Source organism: Vibrio maerlii (genome assembly GCF_003415655.1).
GTDB classification, from domain to species: Bacteria; Pseudomonadota; Gammaproteobacteria; order Enterobacterales; family Vibrionaceae; genus Vibrio; species Vibrio maerlii.
On record NZ_QRHC01000013.1, the window covers coordinates 58,227 to 75,425 of the forward strand.

The window sequence follows — 17,199 nt, forward strand, 5'->3', positions numbered from 1 at the left end:
AAGGACGCCTTGGCGTCCTTTTTCTATGCTTACTTCAGAAGAATTACTTCTTAGAAGAAAGAGCACCGAAACGCTTGTTGAAGCGATCAACACGGCCGCCTGTATCAACGATACGTTGCTTACCAGTGTAGAACGGGTGACATTTGTCACATACGTCTAGGTGGATAGAATCTTTAGCTAGAGTTGAGTTGAATTCGAACTCGTTGCCGCAAGAACAAGTAGCTTTAACAGCTTTGTATTCTGGGTGGATACCAGGTTTCATAGGGATAACCTCAATTAGGCCGTGTCGCCATCCGATTCTAAGCCGGACACCACACGTAGTTAAAAAATAAAGCTAGTGTACCGCTGTGTTAGCCACGAGCCATAACACTAAGGCGGCGTATAGTAATGAATAGTGATACCTGAATCAACCAATTTGATACTTTTTTCGCCATTATTTTTCGATCTCCAGCCATTTGATTGATTCTATTCCGCCATGATTTAAACTGAATCGTGTTTTTGCTGACTTACCTTATGAATATGCGACCAACCATTGCCCGTGTAGCTCTACCCGTCCCACTAGACAAACAGTTTGATTACCTCATTCCGAGTCATCTCTTCCCTGTTGTTGGTGGCCGTGTGGCAGTGCCTTTTGGTCCTAAGACTCAGATTGGTATTGTCACCGCTTTGGTGAGTGAATCCGATTTCCCTATAGAACAGCTCAAGCCAATCAAACACCTTATTGATCTCCAACCTCTGTGGTCAAAATCGCTTTACCAACTTCTTCATTGGTGCAGCCAATTTTACCAGTATCCACTGGGCGATACTTTGTTCAATGCGCTTCCTTCAGCACTACGTAAGGGTAAAGAAGCCGAGTTTCAGTCACTGGTAGAGATTAGCCTGACACCACAAGGGCAAGATCAGCTGATGGCTGGGGTAAAAAAGTCCGCCATCAAGCAGGCTAAAGCACTCAACCTTTTACAATCCGGCCCCCTCTCTATTCACGCACTGCTCGATGAGGAGATCTCCCACGCCACCATCAAGGCTTTGGAAGAAAAAAACTGGATAGAAAAACGGGAGAAGCGCCCACAGATAAAAGCTTGGTCACACCAAGATGTCGAGACAGACCAATTCAAGCCCAAACTTAATGAAGAACAAGCTATTGCCATTGCTGCGGTAAATAACCATGATGGCTTTGGCTGCTTCTTACTAGAAGGGGTGACAGGCTCAGGTAAAACCGAGGTTTACCTTAACCTCATCAAGCCCGTTTTAGAGCAAGGTAAGCAAGCTCTGGTTCTTGTTCCTGAGATTGGCCTAACGCCACAGACCATTAGCCGCTTTGAAAAACGCTTCAACGTTGGTGTTGACGTAGTGCATTCCGGACTCAACGATACTGAGCGCCTCAATGCTTGGTTATCAGGGCGAGATAAAAAGGCAGGTATCGTCATTGGTACTCGATCAGCCCTACTCACACCATTTGCTAACCTCGGCATTATTATTGTTGATGAAGAGCATGACTCTTCTTATAAGCAACAAGATAGCCTGCGTTATCACGCTCGTGACGTCGCGATTATGCGAGCCAATAAAGAAGGGATTCCAATTGTATTGGGTTCGGCGACACCTGCACTAGAGACGTTACATAATGCTCTCAATGGTAAATATCATCACTTAGTTCTTGCTAAGCGTGCCGGCTCTGCGGTGCCAACAACCAACAAGGTATTAGACGTTAAAGGTCTATATTTAGAAAGCGGACTCTCTGCACCTTTAATTGCTGAGATGCGTCGTCATCTCAATGCTGGTAATCAGGTTATGCTGTTCCTCAATCGCCGCGGCTTTTCCCCTGCGCTGATGTGTCATGAGTGTGGTTGGATTGCAGATTGTCAACGCTGCGATGCTTATTATACCTATCACCAGAACAGCCGCGAGATCCGTTGTCACCACTGTGGCTCACAGAAGCCGGTAATTCATCAATGTCAGGGCTGTGGTTCAACACAACTTGTGACTGTTGGCGTCGGAACCGAGCAGCTTGAACATCAACTAGAGCAGCTTTTCCCTGATTTCAAAACTATTCGTATCGACCGAGATAGCACCCGTCGCAAGGGCAGCCTTGCTGAGGCACTGCGCGCCATTCGAAACAACGAATATCAGATCTTGATTGGTACCCAAATGCTGGCGAAGGGGCATCACTTCCCCAATGTGACTTTAGTATCCCTACTCGATATTGATGGCTCTCTATATAGTAGTGACTTCCGCGCATCTGAGCGTTTAGCGCAGCTGTTTATTCAAGTCGCAGGACGAGCGGGTCGTGAGAGCAAACCCGGTGAGGTTATACTGCAAACTCACCACCCTGAACATGCCTTGCTACATACACTGCTCAACAAGAGCTATCACCACTTTGCAGTGGAAGCGCTGAAAGAGAGAAAGATTGCCGCACTGCCACCGTTTAGCTTTTTGACGCTATTCAGAGCAGAAGGAACACAATCTCCCATCGTCGAAGACTTCTTACGTCAGGTCCGATTAACGCTAGAGTCACATCCATTGTTTGATGAACATTGTATGGTACTAGGCCCAACTCCTGCTCCGTTAGCCAAACGCGCAGGTAAGTCTCGCTGGCAGCTTTTGTTACAAACGGGGATGCGTTCGCAGATGCAAAAGATCCTCACCAGTGCAAAACCGGCGATCCAAATGCTGCCCAATGCCAAAAAAGTACGCTGGAGTATTGACATCGAACCTCAGGATCTCAGCTAAATCTTCAACAGGATCAAAGAACTATCCCTACAGAGATCCCCTACGGTCGCATTTACGAGAGAAAGATCACACTTGTGGTGTAATTTTTGTTAATCTCGCCGTAACTCTAGATTTATTAAATACATACACTAGACCCTAGCAACAATAGCACACTCACTCATATCACTGATGATTCACGAGTGGTAATGCAGTACTAAAGAGGAAACTAGATTATGGCGACAATGAAGGATGTTGCTCAACTGGCTGGCGTCTCAACCGCCACGGTATCCAGGGCGTTAATGAACCCTGAAAAAGTATCGATTGATACTCGTAAGCGCGTTGAAGCGGCAGTAATGGAGTCAGGCTACTCTCCGAACTCTCTGGCTCGTAACCTTCGCCGTAATGAATCCAAAACGATCGTTGCTATTGTTCCCGATATTTGTGACCCCTACTTCACCGAAATCATCCGTGGTATTGAAGACGCTGCTGTAGAGAATGGCTACTTAGTTCTATTGGGTGATAGTGGACAAGAGAAAAAACGCGAATCTTCATTCGTTAACTTAGTCTTTACCAAACAAGCTGATGGCATGCTCCTTCTTGGTACCAACCTTCCCTTTGACGTCAGCAAGGCAGAACAGAAAAACCTACCTCCAATGGTAATGGCGTGCGAGTTTGCTCCTGAATTAGAACTGCCTACGGTCCATATCGACAACTTGACCTCTGCATTCGAGGCGGTAAATTACCTTGCTCAACTTGGTCACAAGAAGATCGCCCAGATTGCCGGTCCTGAAGATGCAACCTTGTGCCAGTTCCGCCATCAAGGCTATCAACAAGCCTTACGTCGTGCCGGTGCAGTCATGACCGATGACTACGTTGTACACGGTGACTTTTCATTTGAAGCGGGGGCAAAAGCAGTGCGTGAGCTTCTCGCACTACCAGAGCCACCTACCGCTATCTTCTGTCACAACGACACCATGGCCATTGCCGCAATTAAAGAAGCAAAAATTTTGGGCCTGCGTGTTCCTCAAGATTTATCGGTTGTGGGCTTTGATGATATTCAATTCTCCCAGTATTGTGAGCCACCATTAACCACGATTTCTCAGCCTCGCTATGAGATTGGTCGCCAAACCATGCTGATGATGCTCGATCTACTGAGAGGAAATAATGTACAAACCGGATCTCGCCTGCTTGAGACCCAGCTCATCATTCGCGAGAGCGCCGCGCCTCCTAGACTGATTTAATCAGCACCAAAGATAACCAGCCCCTATCAACGCCCAAGCTGAAATTGAACCAAGCTTGGGCTTTTTAATTCACGGGCTGTCATCCAATGGCAATCTGATTTACCATACCAACAGTGTTCATTACTCTATTCAATATCAGTGGCAAATAAAGACTACGTACGACGCGGGCGAGGCACCAAAAAGCCAGCCAGAAAATCAGCGCCTAAACGCAAACCTTGGCGCAGCGGCATTGTGGCTATCATCTTGGTAAGCCTATTTGGTTATGGCCTTTACACCTTGAGCAATGACCCTGAACCACCGCAGCCTGCACCAGTAAGTAAACCAAAGTCGACGCCAAAGAAATCATCTCAACCGATCCCACCACCACCAACCGAGGATTGGGAGTACGTGAAGACCCTACCGAATAAAGAGGTTAAGGTTAAAGCGAAAGAGCAAGTGATTTCAGAGATCCCATACATCATGCAGTGTGGTGCTTACAAGCAGCTCAACCAAGCAGAGGCTCGCAAGCTCGACATCGCATTCCAAGGTATCAACAGCAAGATCCGCAAGAAAGAAGGCAGCAGCTGGTACCGCGTAGTGCTAGGCCCATACACCTTCAAGCGCGACGCAGAGCGTGACAAGCATAAGCTACAACGTGCCAAAATTGAGCCTTGTGCGATCTGGAAAGAGACGCAATAACGACTCAAATCGACCCCTTGAAATGCCTAGAGAGCGCTCTCTAGGCATTTTTCTTTCTGCCAATCGATCGAATTGCACAAACTTCTCTTCCGGCACTCTCTTTCATCTTGAATTCTAACTACATCATCCTCATATAGTTTTTACACAGAAAGCAAAATAACTATGAGGCCCTACTCGTGACTACTATCGTATCTGTACGTCGAAACAACAAAGTGGTTATTGCTGGCGATGGACAAGTATCGCTAGGCAACACTGTAATGAAAGGCAACGCGAAGAAAGTACGCCGCCTCTACAATAACCAAGTACTGGCAGGTTTTGCTGGCGGTACTGCGGATGCATTTACCCTATTTGAGCGCTTCGAAAGTAAGCTACAAATGCACCAAGGCCATCTAACTAAAGCAGCCGTTGAGCTAGCTAAAGACTGGCGTAGCGATCGTGCACTGCGCAAGCTAGAGGCCCTACTTGCGGTTGCTGATGAAACAGCTTCTCTAATCATTACTGGTAACGGTGATGTGGTTCAACCTGAGAACGACCTAATTGCTATTGGATCTGGCGGTAACTTCGCGCAAGCTGCAGCAACAGCACTACTAGAAAATACCGATTTAGACGCAAGAGAGATTGCGGAGAAATCACTAAAGATTGCTGGTGATATCTGTGTATTCACAAACCATCACCAAACTGTGGAAGAGCTGGAAAGTACGGTTGAACTACCAAAACCAGCATAGATCTAATCCGCTCCCACAAAGACACAGCACAAGAATTCAAGGGATATAACATGTCTGAAATGACTCCTCGTGAGATTGTTCACGAACTGAATCGCCACATTATTGGCCAAGACAAAGCTAAGCGCTCTGTTGCTATTGCACTTCGTAACCGCTGGCGTCGCATGCAGCTTGAAGAAAGCCTGCGCGTTGAAGTAACACCAAAAAACATCCTAATGATTGGTCCTACTGGTGTAGGTAAAACTGAGATTGCTCGCCGCCTAGCAAAGCTGGCTAATGCACCCTTCATCAAGGTTGAAGCAACCAAATTCACCGAGGTGGGCTACGTAGGTAAGGAAGTGGAAACAATCATCCGCGACCTAACGGATGCAGCAATTAAGATGACTCACCAGCAAGCAATGGAAAAAGTAAAGTTCCGTGCTGAAGAGCAAGCCGAAGAGCGTGTGCTTGACGCATTATTACCGCCAGCGCGCGATGCTTGGGGTAACAACGAGCAGGGCGATGACAACTCAAATACTCGTCAAATCTTCCGCAAGAAGCTGCGTGAAGGCAAGCTAGACGACAAAGAGATTGAGATCGATGTCGCTGCCCCTCAAATGGGTGTAGAGATCATGGCTCCTCCAGGCATGGAAGAGATGACCAACCAACTTCAAGGCATGTTCCAAAATCTTGCGGGTAATACAAAGAAAAACCGCAAGATGAAGATCAAAGATGCATTCAAGGCACTGACTGAAGAAGAAGCATCAAAACTCGTAAACCAAGAAGAGCTTAAAGAGCAAGCGATCTACAACGTTGAGAACAACGGTATCGTATTCATCGATGAGATCGACAAAATCTGTAAGCGTGGTGAGAGTTCAGGTCCAGACGTATCTCGCGAAGGCGTGCAGCGTGACCTATTGCCCCTTATCGAAGGCAGCACAGTATCAACCAAGCATGGCATGGTAAAAACTGACCATATCCTTTTTGTTGCGTCAGGTGCATTCCAGGTGGCAAAACCATCTGATCTGATCCCAGAGCTACAAGGTCGTCTGCCTATTCGAGTTGAACTTGAAGCACTATCAAGCAATGACTTCAAACGCATCCTAACTGAGCCAAAGGCGTCTCTAACAGAGCAGTACATCGCACTACTCAAGACAGAAAATGTAGATGTTGAGTTCAGCGAAGATGGTATTACGCAAATCGCAGAAGCGGCTTGGACAGTAAACGAAACCACAGAGAACATCGGTGCACGTCGCCTACACACTGTGATGGAACGTTTAATGGATGAAATCTCATTCGACGCAACAGACAAAGCGGGCACTAAGCTCGTGATCGACTCAGCATATGTGAAAGCGAAACTCGGTGATACGATTGAAGATGAAGATCTAAGTCGCTTTATCCTGTAATCGAAAGACCCGAATCGACTCCAAAAACCCGTCATATTTGGCGGGTTTTTATATTCGGCGTATACTCTGGCAACTTAATAAAATAAAAAATCACATGATTGCTAGTGACTTATGAAACAGTCGATTCAAATTTGGCTTGATGCCGCCCGACCAAAAACCCTCCCACTCGCTCTTGCTGCAATTATAACTGGCAGCAGTTTGGCGTTTGCTTCTGGTCATTTTTCTTTGCCAATTGCACTGCTGTGTTTACTCACCGCAACCCTACTACAAATCCTTTCCAATCTTGCCAACGACTATGGCGATGCAGAAAAAGGCACTGACAACGATCAACGCCTTGGCCCTATGCGCGCGATTCAATCGGGTGCGGTCAGCCTCAAAGATATGAAACAAGCTATTGGTATCAATATCGTGTTTATTTGTTTATCTGGCTTGGCTCTGTTGTTCTATTCTCTAGATAGCCTGCAGAACTTTTTTATTTTCATTGCCTTAGGGATTCTTTCTATTGTTGCCGCTCTCGCCTACACCATGGGCAGTAAACCCTATGGTTACGCTGGGCTTGGCGACTTATCAGTATTCATCTTCTTTGGCTTATTAGGGGTCTGTGGCACCTACTTCTTGCATACAGCAGGCATAAACCCTGATTTGTTGTTACCGGCTATAGGCAGTGGCCTATTCGCGGTTGCGGTGCTCAACGTCAATAACATGCGCGATATCGAAAACGATGCCGAATGTGGTAAGAAAACCTTGGCGGTTCGCTTGGGCTCTGAGAAGGCAAAACGCTACCATACGCAACTACTGTTTGGTGGATTAACAAGCTTTGTTCTGTTTCTTGCGGTCTCGACTCAGCCAATTTCAGCATTCCTCATGCTGATTGCTGTCCCGGTAATTCTTAAACATCAACAAGCGATTAACCGAGCTCAAAAGCCCATTGAGATTGCGCCAATGATGCCAGATGTCGTGAAATGCGCGATGATCAGCAACTTACTGTTCTCATTAGTTGTTATAGCTCAAACTCTGTTGAGTAATTAAACAGATGTCATTGCATTGACCCATTCGGTCGATATACTCAAATGAGTTTGTTGATTTTTGTAGAGAGAATTTGCGATGGAATACAACACTTCTGCACTGTGTGATATTTACCTAGACCAAGTCGATGTCGTCGAACCTATGTTCAGTAATTTTGGTGGAAGAGCCTCCTTTGCAGGCCAAATCACAACCATCAAGTGCTTTGAAGACAACGGGTTGGTTCGCTCTACGTTAGAACAAGATGGCGTTGGTCGTGTGCTATTAGTCGACGGAGGTGGTTCACTACGTCGCGCGCTGATTGATGCTGAAATCGCCTCGATTGCAGAAGAGAATGAATGGGAAGGTATTGTCGTTTACGGCTGTGTCCGAGAAGTCGATGAACTAGAAGACATGAACCTTGGCATTCACGCCCTAGCTTCTATCCCTGTTGGTGCTACCGCGCAAGATATTGGTGAAAACGATGTACCAGTGAACTTTGCAGGCGTATCTTTCTTGCCAGAAGATTACCTCTACGCCGACAACACGGGAATTATTCTTTCTCAGGAACCACTCGATATAGAGTTGGAGCTAGACGAAGAACTCGATGAAGAGTAGACAGGATTGAAACTAAAACGCCCGCTGAAGCCAGCGGGCGTTTTTCTTTTTCATCACTCTCATTGAGATTAGAGTAACAAAGTGTTCATTACTTCGCGAAGTTCACGATTGGGAAACACTTAAAGAAACCGTTGTCAGCACAGTTAATTAGACCAATCTGTACACCATCAATTTCGTCAGTCATGTTGAAGAAACCTAGCTGGAAGTTAGACTTCTCAGAGATACTTGCTAGGCCAACATCTGCCATTGTGTAGCCTTCAGAGTAGTTAACCGTACTTAGGTTAAGACCTTTAACATCGTTAGTGATGTTCACCGCACCAAGGTTTACACCCGTTGTAGAACCAGTGTTCCAGTTAAATAGACCTAAAGAAGCACCTTTCATCTCTTGGTTTACTTTAGAAGCACCAAAAAACAGACCAAAGTTAACACCTGTTGTACGGTCAGTTTCCGATAGACCTAGGACAGAGAAGTCCACACCTTTCACTTCATTCACTTTACCGTGAAGAACAGACAGACGAACACCGCCAACTGCACTATCATCAGGCGCGTTAAAGCCATTTAGAGTTGAGAACATTACTGGTGAGCTAGCCATTGCTGCTGGAGCTGCTAGTGCCGCTGCCATTGCTAGTGCTGAGATTGTTTTTTTCATTGGGAGTCTCCACTGCGATCTTGAGGAATGACTACATCTGTCACTCCTATTCCGTTATCTATACATTATTGAATACTGTAAATGTAAACGCAATGTAAAGAATCTATAATATAGAGATACATTCCCTACTGTGTAAACAGTAAATAGTTGATATCGGATGAGTATTTTCTGATATCAATTGTGAAAAAAAAACGGGAGCCGATTGGCTCCCGTTTATATTTAGTCTGATGACCTAGGCTTGTTACATCATGCCGCCCATACCACCCATGCCGCCCATGCCGCCCATATCAGGCATTGCTGGAGCATCTTTTTGTGGTAGGTCTGTTACCATCGCTTCTGTTGTGATCATTAGACCAGCAACTGATGCAGCGAATTGTAGTGCAGAACGAGTCACCTTAGTTGGATCTAGGATACCCATTGCGATCATGTCGCCGTATTCACCAGTCGCAGCGTTGTAGCCGTAAGAACCTTCGCCGCCTTTCACGTTGTTCGCAACCACTGACTCTTCGTCACCTGCGTTCTTAGTGATTTGACGGATTGGCGCTTCCATTGCACGTAGTGCAACGCGAATACCAACGTTTTGTTCTTCGTTGTCACCTTCAAGGCCAGCCACTTTAGAAGCAACGCGGATAAGTGCAACACCACCACCAGCTACCACACCTTCTTCAACTGCAGCGCGAGTTGCGTGAAGTGCGTCTTCTACGCGGTCTTTCTTCTCTTTCATCTCAACTTCAGTCGCAGCGCCAACTTTGATTACTGCAACACCGCCTGCTAGCTTAGCAACGCGCTCTTGTAGTTTCTCTTTGTCGTAGTCTGAAGTTGCTTCTTCGATTTGACCACGGATTTGAGCAACACGACCTTGGATCATTGCTTCTTCACCCGCGCCATCGATGATGGTTGAGTTTTCTTTAGTGATCGTTACGCGCTTAGCTTGACCTAGGTCTTCTAGCGTTACTTTTTCTAGATCTAAACCGATCTCTTCAGAGATAACCGTACCGCCAGTTAGGATAGCGATGTCTTGTAGCATTGCTTTACGACGGTCACCGAAACCTGGAGCTTTAACAGCAGCAACTTTCACGATACCGCGCATGTTGTTCACAACTAGCGTTGCAAGCGCTTCGCCTTCTACATCTTCAGCGATGATTAGAAGTGGACGAGATGCCTTAGCTACTGCTTCTAGAGTCGGAAGAAGTTCACGGATGTTTGAAACTTTCTTGTCGATTAGAAGAATGAATGGGCTTTCTAGATCAACAGAACCCGCTTCTTGGTTGTTGATGAAGTAAGGAGATAGGTAACCGCGGTCGAATTGCATACCCTCAACTACGTCTAGCTCGTCTTGTAGAGCCTGACCTTCTTCAACTGTGATTACGCCATCACGACCAACACGCTCCATTGCTTCAGCAATGATGTTACCGACTGTTGCGTCAGAGTTTGCAGAGATAGTACCTACTTGTGCGATCGCTTTAGTGTCTGCACATGGAACTGAAAGTGCTTTTAGCTCTTCAACAGCAGCAACCACTGCTTTGTCGATACCGCGCTTAAGATCCATTGGGTTCATACCCGCTGCAACGGCTTTAAGACCTTCGTTAACGATAGCCTGAGCAAGCACAGTTGCCGTAGTTGTACCGTCACCCGCAGCGTCGTTAGCTTGCGACGCCACTTCTTTAACCATTTGTGCGCCCATGTTTTGGAACTTGTCTTCAAGTTCGATTTCGCGCGCTACAGATACACCATCTTTAGTGATAGTTGGCGCACCGAAAGATTTGTCTAGTACAACGTTACGGCCTTTAGGACCTAACGTTACTTTTACTGCGTCAGCTAGAACGTTTACACCTTCAAGCATTTTTACGCGTGCGTCGTTACCAAATTTAACGTCTTTAGCAGCCATTTTTATTTCCTTTAAATTCTTTATTCAATCAGTTCAGTGAGTGAGGCGCGGATTACTCAACGATCGCCATGATGTCGTTTTCAGACATGATTAGAACTTCTTTACCGTCAATCTTTTCAGTCTTAGTGCCGTAGCCTTCTGCAAAGATAACAGTGTCGCCAACTTTAACGTCCAATGGCTGTACAGTACCGTTTTCTAAGATACGGCCTTTACCTACAGCGAGTACTTTACCGCGAGTAGATTTTTCCGCAGCAGAACCAGTTAGAACGATACCGCCAGCAGATTTAGATTCAACTTCTTGACGCTCAACGATAACGCGGTCGTGTAGAGGACGGATATTCATCGGTCGTTTCTCCTGATTAATATTTCCATGATATGAAGGTGCCATCACTATTGTGGCATTTGGTTATGACATTTATGTTGGGGAACAGAGCCGAGATCCCAAGGGGCAAAGAGAAAAAAATTGTGACTAAATTCGCAGTTCGAATCTGATTTTTACTACTCCCCGGTTTACCATTCCCCATAAAAAATGCCAACTGTTCACATCAGTTGGCACTCTTGTATTTTCTCGGAACAGTGTGTTTTTTTACTTTAAACGCTTATTCGGGTCATCTTCTTTACGCTCAAACTCGCCTTCAAAAGTACTACCATTCTCATCTTGTTTAGATTGAAATGGGTCATGGTTGAACGGGTTCTGGTCGCTGTGTGACGAGTGATAAAAGCCACCACCTTGAGAAAAGCCACCTTGGAAGCCAGAGCCACTGACCACCATCTTCGTCATTAGCTTCTTAGCGAGAATCGCACGAGGAGCAGGAAGCAGAACCAGCATCCCCATAGCATCAGTCATAAAACCAGGAGTCAACAGCAACACACCGGCAACAGCAAGCATCACGCCTTCTAAGATTTGTTGTGCCGGCATCTCTCCTTGTTGAAGGCGACTTTGTACTGACATTAGCGTTTGTAGACCTTGGCTACGAACAAGAGATGCCCCAGCGAATGCAGTGATCAATACAAGAGCAATGGTCGGCCATAAGCCCAAAAAGCCTCCCACTTGAATGAACAAGCCAATCTCAATAATGGGAACAGCAATGAATAACAGTAATAGGATCGGGAACAAGACGCTTACCTTTCTTTAGAATCTAATTTAGTTATGGGGTTAGGTGGCGGAAAAATCAACTGTCGCCAATACTTGCCAGTCTACGCCGCTACTGAGTCTAAACTCAAATTTAAGCCGCAAATTTGTTGTAGATCGCGCGTTATTGGAACCTGACTAAACATTAACAAATCAAAGCAAAAAATAGTGATCAGGCTACTATTATTATGTGCAAACTGCAGTATCATGAGCGCATAAGTCAGGACGGATTTAACAGCCAATTTATCTAGCGAATGGACTCTTAACGCTAAAATTGGCTACATAAAAAACAAATACCTAGAATTTTCCCCTAAGGATCCTGTTATGGCTACATTATATGCATCCCCACAAGCCTCAACACTTGCAACTCGTATTGAAGAAGACCTTCTTGGCGAGCGTCATGTACCCGCTGATGCGTACTACGGTATCCACACCCTACGTGCGATTGAGAACTTCAATATCTCCAATGTCACTATCTCTGACGTACCTGAATTCGTACGCGGGATGGTGATGACTAAGAAAGCTGCAGCCCTTGCTAACAAAGAACTCAGCGTTATTCCTAAAGACGTAGCTTCATACATTATTCAAGCATGTGATCTAATTCTAGACACAGGAAAATGTATGGACCAGTTCCCATCAGATGTGTTCCAAGGCGGCGCCGGCACCTCTGTAAACATGAATGCTAACGAGGTTATTGCCAACGTTGCGCTAGAGCTGATGGGTAAAGAAAAAGGTCAGTATGAGTTCATCAACCCGAACGACCACGTAAATAAGAGCCAATCAACCAACTGTGCCTACCCAACGGGTTTCCGTATCGCGGTTTACAACAGTGTGATGAAGCTGATCGAATCGATTGAATACCTAAAAGGTGCATTCGATCTGAAGAGCCAAGAGTTCAGCAAGGTTCTGAAAATGGGTCGTACCCAGTTACAAGACGCGGTGCCTATGACAGTAGGTCAAGAGTTCCACGCTTGGGCTGTTACCCTAAACGAAGAAATCAAGAACCTTGATTACACCTCTAAGCTACTTCTTGAGGTGAACATTGGCGCAACAGCAATCGGCACCGGCCTCAACGCAGCGGATGGCTATCAAGAGCTAGCGGTTAAACACCTTGCAAGTGTGACTGGTCTCGAGTGTGTTCCTGCTGAAGATCTTATTGAAGCGACATCAGACTGTGGTGCATACGTGATGACTCACGGTGCACTTAAGCGTTTAGCGGTAAAGCTATCTAAGATTTGTAACGACCTACGTCTACTATCTTCAGGCCCTCGTGCAGGTCTAAACGAACTTAACCTACCTGAGCTTCAAGCGGGTTCATCAATCATGCCAGCAAAAGTGAACCCTGTGGTTCCAGAGGTCGTAAACCAAGTTTGTTTCAAGGTACTAGGTAACGACAACACCATCTCATTTGCTGCAGAGGGTGGTCAGCTACAGCTTAACGTAATGGAGCCTGTTATTGCCCAAAGCATGTTTGAGTCACTCGACATCCTAAGCAATGCATGTGTCAACCTACGCGACAAGTGTATCGATGGCATCACTGTTAACAAAGAAGTATGTGAATCACACGTATTTAACTCTATCGGTATCGTCACTTACCTCAACCCATACATCGGGCACCATGAAGGCGATATTGTCGGCAAGATCTGTGCAGAAACCGGTAAGAGCGTCCGTGATGTCGTACTAGAAAGAGGTTTATTAACCGAAGATGAGCTAGATGACATCTTCTCTGTAGACAACCTCATGCGTCCACAGTATAAAGCCAAGCGCTACAACTAATGTCGAAATGGGCTCCCTCAACGGAGCCCCTTTTTTGGCCTCGTCGCAAAAACAATACTTTTTACATGGTTATTTGTTAGCAAAGCATTCTTGAAAGAATGCTTTGCTAACAAATATTCAACAGCTACTAAGGACTTAATTATGATTGTGGTCGAACTACTTGTCGTACTACTCTTTATTTACTTGGGTGCACGCATTGGCGGCATCGGCATCGGCTTAGCCGGTGGTGCTGGTGTGGTTGCGTTATCCCTAATCCTGGGTGTGCCAACCAGTCAAGCATACATCCCAGTCGATGTTATCTTAATCATCATGTCGGTGATTACCGCAATTGCAGCAATGCAGGTTGCCGGTGGTATGGACTGGTTAGTGCAAATTGCGGAAGACTTCTTGCGTAAGAACCCCGAGCGCATTACCTTCTATGCACCTATTGTAACCTTTGTCATGACGCTAATGGCGGGTACTGGCCACACAGCGTTCTCAACCCTTCCAGTTATTGCAGAGGTTGCGAAAGGCCAAGGTGTTCGCCCTTCCCGCCCTCTGTCTATTGCCGTAGTAGCCTCTCAGATCGCAATAACCGCTTCGCCAATCTCGGCTGCAGTGGTAGCTTTCGCTGCTATGCTGGCTCCATTTGGTGTTGATTACCTGACGCTACTTGCGGTTTGTATTCCAACCACTTTCATCGCTTGTATGATTGGTGCATTTGTTGCGAACTTCATGGGTAGCGAGCTGAAAGACGACGCTGAATACCAACATCGCCTAGAAGCTGGCCTGATCAAGATGGCTTCTGAGGGTGAACGTCGTGAGATTTCTGCAACCGCGAAGAAAGCGACTTTCATCTTTTTGGGATCAATCCTACTTGTGGTCTCTTACGCTGCAGCAATCTCGGGTTCAATTGGCTTAATTGAGGACCCTGCACTTGGTCGTAACGAAGCGATCATGACCTTTATGCTAGGCGCAGCAGCGCTTATCGTGATGACATGTAAGATCGACTCTGGCAAGATTCCAGCCGCCTCGACTTTCCGCTCAGGTATGACGGCATGTGTATGTGTACTTGGTGTCGCATGGCTTGGCTCGACCTTCGTACAATCTCATGTAGGTGAGATCAAAGAGTTCGCAGGTACACTGTTGGCAGACTACCCATGGATGCTAGCGCTAGTACTGTTCTTTGCTTCTATGCTGCTTTACTCGCAAGGCGCAACTACCGTGGCATTAATGCCAGCAGCACTTGCAATTGGTGTCGCACCGCTGACTGCGGTGGCTTCGTTTGCTGCCGTAAGTGCTCTGTTTGTACTTCCGACCTACCCAACACTATTGGCTGCAGTAGAAATGGATGACACGGGCTCAACTCGCATCGGTAAGTATGTCTTTAACCATCCGTTCTTTATCCCGGGTGTGGTTACCATCACTTCAGCAGTCGCATTAGGTTTCACCTTTGGTGGGCTATTTATCTAGTTGATAAATCATAAGTTAAGATAAAAAAGGAAGCTTCGGCTTCCTTTTTTTGTCTTAAGTGAAACTTAGTTGACTTATTCACGGTCAGATTAAGTTAAAATATCAACAGACCCTATTGTCCCGTAGTTATTATGCGCACTGTATTCTCTTGTATCTTATTGTCACTGCTCGCCTTTTCTCAACCTGCCCTTGCTCTATTTGGGAGTAATGATAATGGGATCAGCATTGGTTCGAACAATGATCGCTTCGTTCCAGTCGACCAAGCTTTTCCTTTTGATTATCAACAACAAGGCGACACTGTCTATCTCGATTGGGCAGTAAAGCAAGACTACTATTTATACCAAGAGCGCATCTCAATCAATGGTGAGAATGTGGCTGTGAAGTCTATCCAAATGGAAGATGGTCAGCCATATCAAGATGAGTTCTTTGGTGATGTAAACATCTATACTGAGCCGCTGTTTGTTGAGGTTAAGCTGCAAGATATGCAGCTTCCTGCCAAGCTTAAAGTGCAGTATCAAGGCTGTGCAAAAGCAGGCTTTTGTTATCCACCAGAGACGCGATTCATCGACCTTGTTGCCTTCACTTCGGATTCAAGCAACAATGACTCACCGCCAGGCCAACCGCTTGAAGTTCAAAATAAGCCAACGGCTAACACGACAACGCCACCAGCACCAATACCAGCAAGCAGTGATAACCTGACTGACAAGCTAGCAAACAACTGGTGGACACCTGCATTATTTCTACTGTTGGGTATTGGCCTTGCATTCACACCTTGCGTGCTGCCTATGTACCCAATCCTGACTGGTATTGTTCTCGGCGGTGGTAAGCTCTCGCAACAGCGCGCATTCGGTCTGTCGTTTATCTATGTTCAAGGTATGGCACTTACCTACACCTTGCTTGGTCTGGTTGTTGCCTCTGCGGGTATGCAATTCCAAGCGGCAATGCAGCACCCTTACGTGCTGATCTCCTTGAGTGTGTTGTTTGTGGCGTTAGCAATGTCAATGTTCGGAGTCTATACACTGCAGCTCCCAAGCAGCGTTCAAACTTGGCTGAACGAACAGAGCAATAAACAAAAAGGTGGCAATGGTTTGGGCGTGTTCGTAATGGGCGCGATCTCGGGTTTAGTTTGCTCACCGTGTACCACTGCCCCACTCTCCGGTGCACTCCTGTATGTTGCACAAACAGGCGATCTCCTGACTGGTGCCATCACGCTTTACGCACTCGCGATTGGTATGGGTATCCCGCTTATCGCTGTTGCGGTTTTTGGTAACAAGCTACTACCTAAAGCGGGCAACTGGATGGATCGAGTGAAAGTGGTATTTGGCTTTATACTTCTCGCTGCACCGATTTTCCTTCTTGAGCGTATTTTGCCTGAGCTATGGTCAACGTTGCTTTGGTCGACGCTTGGTATTGTTGCCTTTGGCTGGCTGTACCACATTAAGAATGCATTGCCATTTGGCGGCTGGAAGCAAAGTGTTGTCGGTATTGTTGCCGTACTGGGGCTGTTTGCTTCAGCACAACCAGCGCTCCACTACTACTTCCAACCACAAACCTCGGCAACACATGCTGAAAGTAAAATTAGCTTCGTTAGAGTAACCAATGTCACAGAACTAGAATCAGAGCTAGCGAAGGCAAAATCACAAGGCAAACCAGTGATGTTCGACTACTACGCAGACTGGTGTGTGGCGTGTAAAGAGTTTGAGAAATACACCTTCCATGATTCAAATGTAGAACCCAAGCTTGCTGATTTTGTGCTGCTTCAAGCAGATGTCACTAAGAACCAGCCAGATGACATCGCTCTACTACAACACCTGAAAGTGCTTGGCTTACCAACAATTGAGTTTTGGGATGCTCAGGGTAACCATGTGCCAAATGCTCGTTTAACCGGTTTTATCCCGGCTCCAGAGTTCCTCAATCATCTAAGCCAGCAACAACTCATCTCAAATTAAC

Annotated in this window: 14 protein-coding genes and 2 pseudogenes; 11 read left to right on the forward strand and 5 right to left on the reverse strand. The window is 46.2% G+C overall.

Going from position 1 to position 17,199, the window contains the following annotated elements; genetic code table 11:
• Positions 1–43 precede the first annotated feature (43 nt).
• Positions 44–262: a 50S ribosomal protein L31 gene (gene rpmE / locus DPF91_RS18810; RefSeq protein WP_117235988.1), complete on the reverse strand. Its 219-nt coding sequence runs from the start codon at positions 260–262 to the stop codon at positions 44–46.
• A gap of 257 nt (positions 263–519) precedes the next feature.
• Here rpmE and priA point away from each other — a divergent pair, with 257 nt between their 5' ends.
• The 8 genes and pseudogenes from priA (at position 520) to rraA (ending at position 8,352) form a co-directional block, all read left to right on the forward strand.
• The gene (priA, locus tag DPF91_RS18815) at positions 520–2,727 is read left to right on the forward strand and encodes a primosomal protein N' (protein ID WP_117235989.1); all 2,208 of its coding nucleotides are present in this window, start codon (positions 520–522) and stop codon (positions 2,725–2,727) included.
• 212 nt (positions 2,728–2,939) lie between these two features.
• Positions 2,940–3,947, forward strand: a complete 1,008-nt coding sequence (gene cytR / locus DPF91_RS18820; protein WP_117235990.1) for a DNA-binding transcriptional regulator CytR — start codon at positions 2,940–2,942, stop codon at positions 3,945–3,947.
• 138 nt (positions 3,948–4,085) lie between these two features.
• A complete protein-coding gene (locus DPF91_RS18825; RefSeq protein WP_117235991.1) occupies positions 4,086–4,625 on the forward strand; it encodes an SPOR domain-containing protein in 540 nt (179 codons plus the stop codon).
• Positions 4,626–4,801: 176 nt separating this feature from the next.
• A complete protein-coding gene (gene hslV, locus DPF91_RS18830) occupies positions 4,802–5,350 on the forward strand; it encodes an ATP-dependent protease subunit HslV (protein WP_117235992.1) in 549 nt (182 codons plus the stop codon).
• A 50-nt stretch (positions 5,351–5,400) separates the two neighbouring features.
• On the forward strand, positions 5,401–6,732 hold the full coding sequence (gene hslU / locus DPF91_RS18835) for an HslU--HslV peptidase ATPase subunit (protein ID WP_117235993.1): 1,332 nt from the start codon (positions 5,401–5,403) through the stop codon (positions 6,730–6,732).
• Positions 6,733–6,843: 111 nt separating this feature from the next.
• Positions 6,844–7,680: pseudogene (locus tag DPF91_RS18840) on the forward strand (1,4-dihydroxy-2-naphthoate polyprenyltransferase); the annotation flags it as partial.
• Positions 7,654–7,761: pseudogene (locus DPF91_RS22425) on the forward strand (1,4-dihydroxy-2-naphthoate polyprenyltransferase); the annotation flags it as partial. The pseudogenes DPF91_RS18840 and DPF91_RS22425, both read left to right, overlap by 27 nt.
• Before the next feature lie 75 nt (positions 7,762–7,836).
• Positions 7,837–8,352 (forward strand): ribonuclease E activity regulator RraA, encoded by a 516-nt coding sequence (rraA, locus tag DPF91_RS18845; protein WP_117235995.1) that lies wholly within the window; start codon positions 7,837–7,839, stop codon positions 8,350–8,352.
• Between the two features lie 88 nt (positions 8,353–8,440).
• On the opposite strand, the gene DPF91_RS18850 is transcribed toward rraA, so the two are convergent.
• From DPF91_RS18850 to DPF91_RS18865, 4 genes are all read right to left on the reverse strand, one after another.
• Positions 8,441–9,001, reverse strand: a complete 561-nt coding sequence (locus tag DPF91_RS18850; protein WP_117235996.1) for a VC2662 family protein — start codon at positions 8,999–9,001, stop codon at positions 8,441–8,443.
• 241 nt (positions 9,002–9,242) lie between these two features.
• Positions 9,243–10,889 carry a chaperonin GroEL gene (gene groL, locus DPF91_RS18855; RefSeq protein ID WP_117235997.1) on the reverse strand — a complete coding sequence of 549 codons (1,647 nt, stop codon included), beginning with the start codon at positions 10,887–10,889 and terminating at the stop codon, positions 9,243–9,245.
• Positions 10,890–10,941: 52 nt separating this feature from the next.
• Positions 10,942–11,232, reverse strand: a complete 291-nt coding sequence (locus tag DPF91_RS18860) for a co-chaperone GroES (RefSeq protein WP_117235998.1) — start codon at positions 11,230–11,232, stop codon at positions 10,942–10,944.
• A gap of 243 nt (positions 11,233–11,475) precedes the next feature.
• The gene (locus DPF91_RS18865) at positions 11,476–12,006 is read right to left on the reverse strand and encodes an FxsA family protein (protein WP_117235999.1); all 531 of its coding nucleotides are present in this window, start codon (positions 12,004–12,006) and stop codon (positions 11,476–11,478) included.
• Between the two features lie 339 nt (positions 12,007–12,345).
• Between DPF91_RS18865 and aspA the strand changes: the two genes are divergently transcribed.
• The 3 genes from aspA to DPF91_RS18880 all read left to right on the forward strand — a co-directional run bounded on the left by aspA (position 12,346) and on the right by DPF91_RS18880 (position 17,198).
• Complete coding sequence (gene aspA, locus DPF91_RS18870; protein WP_117236000.1) at positions 12,346–13,797, forward strand: aspartate ammonia-lyase; 1,452 nt, start codon at positions 12,346–12,348, stop codon at positions 13,795–13,797.
• A 141-nt stretch (positions 13,798–13,938) separates the two neighbouring features.
• Positions 13,939–15,249, forward strand: a complete 1,311-nt coding sequence (locus DPF91_RS18875) for an anaerobic C4-dicarboxylate transporter (RefSeq protein WP_117236001.1) — start codon at positions 13,939–13,941, stop codon at positions 15,247–15,249.
• Between the two features lie 131 nt (positions 15,250–15,380).
• Positions 15,381–17,198, forward strand: coding sequence for a protein-disulfide reductase DsbD (locus DPF91_RS18880; RefSeq protein ID WP_117236002.1), 1,818 nt, complete (start codon positions 15,381–15,383; stop codon positions 17,196–17,198).
• Position 17,199: the final 1 nt, after the last annotated feature.

Excerpts from the sequence above, each read along its gene's own strand:
- rpmE (WP_117235988.1), bottom strand. The coding sequence starts at position 262 with ATGAAACCTGGTATCCACCCAGAATACAAAGCTGTTAAAGCTACTTGT.
- priA (WP_117235989.1), top strand. The coding sequence starts at position 520 with ATGCGACCAACCATTGCCCGTGTAGCTCTACCCGTCCCACTAGACAAA.
- cytR (WP_117235990.1), top strand. The coding sequence starts at position 2,940 with ATGGCGACAATGAAGGATGTTGCTCAACTGGCTGGCGTCTCAACCGCC.
- hslU (WP_117235993.1), top strand. The coding sequence starts at position 5,401 with ATGTCTGAAATGACTCCTCGTGAGATTGTTCACGAACTGAATCGCCAC.
- rraA (WP_117235995.1), top strand. The coding sequence starts at position 7,837 with ATGGAATACAACACTTCTGCACTGTGTGATATTTACCTAGACCAAGTC.
- DPF91_RS18850 (WP_117235996.1), bottom strand. The coding sequence starts at position 9,001 with ATGAAAAAAACAATCTCAGCACTAGCAATGGCAGCGGCACTAGCAGCT.
- groL (WP_117235997.1), bottom strand. The coding sequence starts at position 10,889 with ATGGCTGCTAAAGACGTTAAATTTGGTAACGACGCACGCGTAAAAATG.
- DPF91_RS18860 (WP_117235998.1), bottom strand. The coding sequence starts at position 11,232 with ATGAATATCCGTCCTCTACACGACCGCGTTATCGTTGAGCGTCAAGAA.
- aspA (WP_117236000.1), top strand. The coding sequence starts at position 12,346 with ATGGCTACATTATATGCATCCCCACAAGCCTCAACACTTGCAACTCGT.
- DPF91_RS18875 (WP_117236001.1), top strand. The coding sequence starts at position 13,939 with ATGATTGTGGTCGAACTACTTGTCGTACTACTCTTTATTTACTTGGGT.
- DPF91_RS18880 (WP_117236002.1), top strand. The coding sequence starts at position 15,381 with ATGCGCACTGTATTCTCTTGTATCTTATTGTCACTGCTCGCCTTTTCT.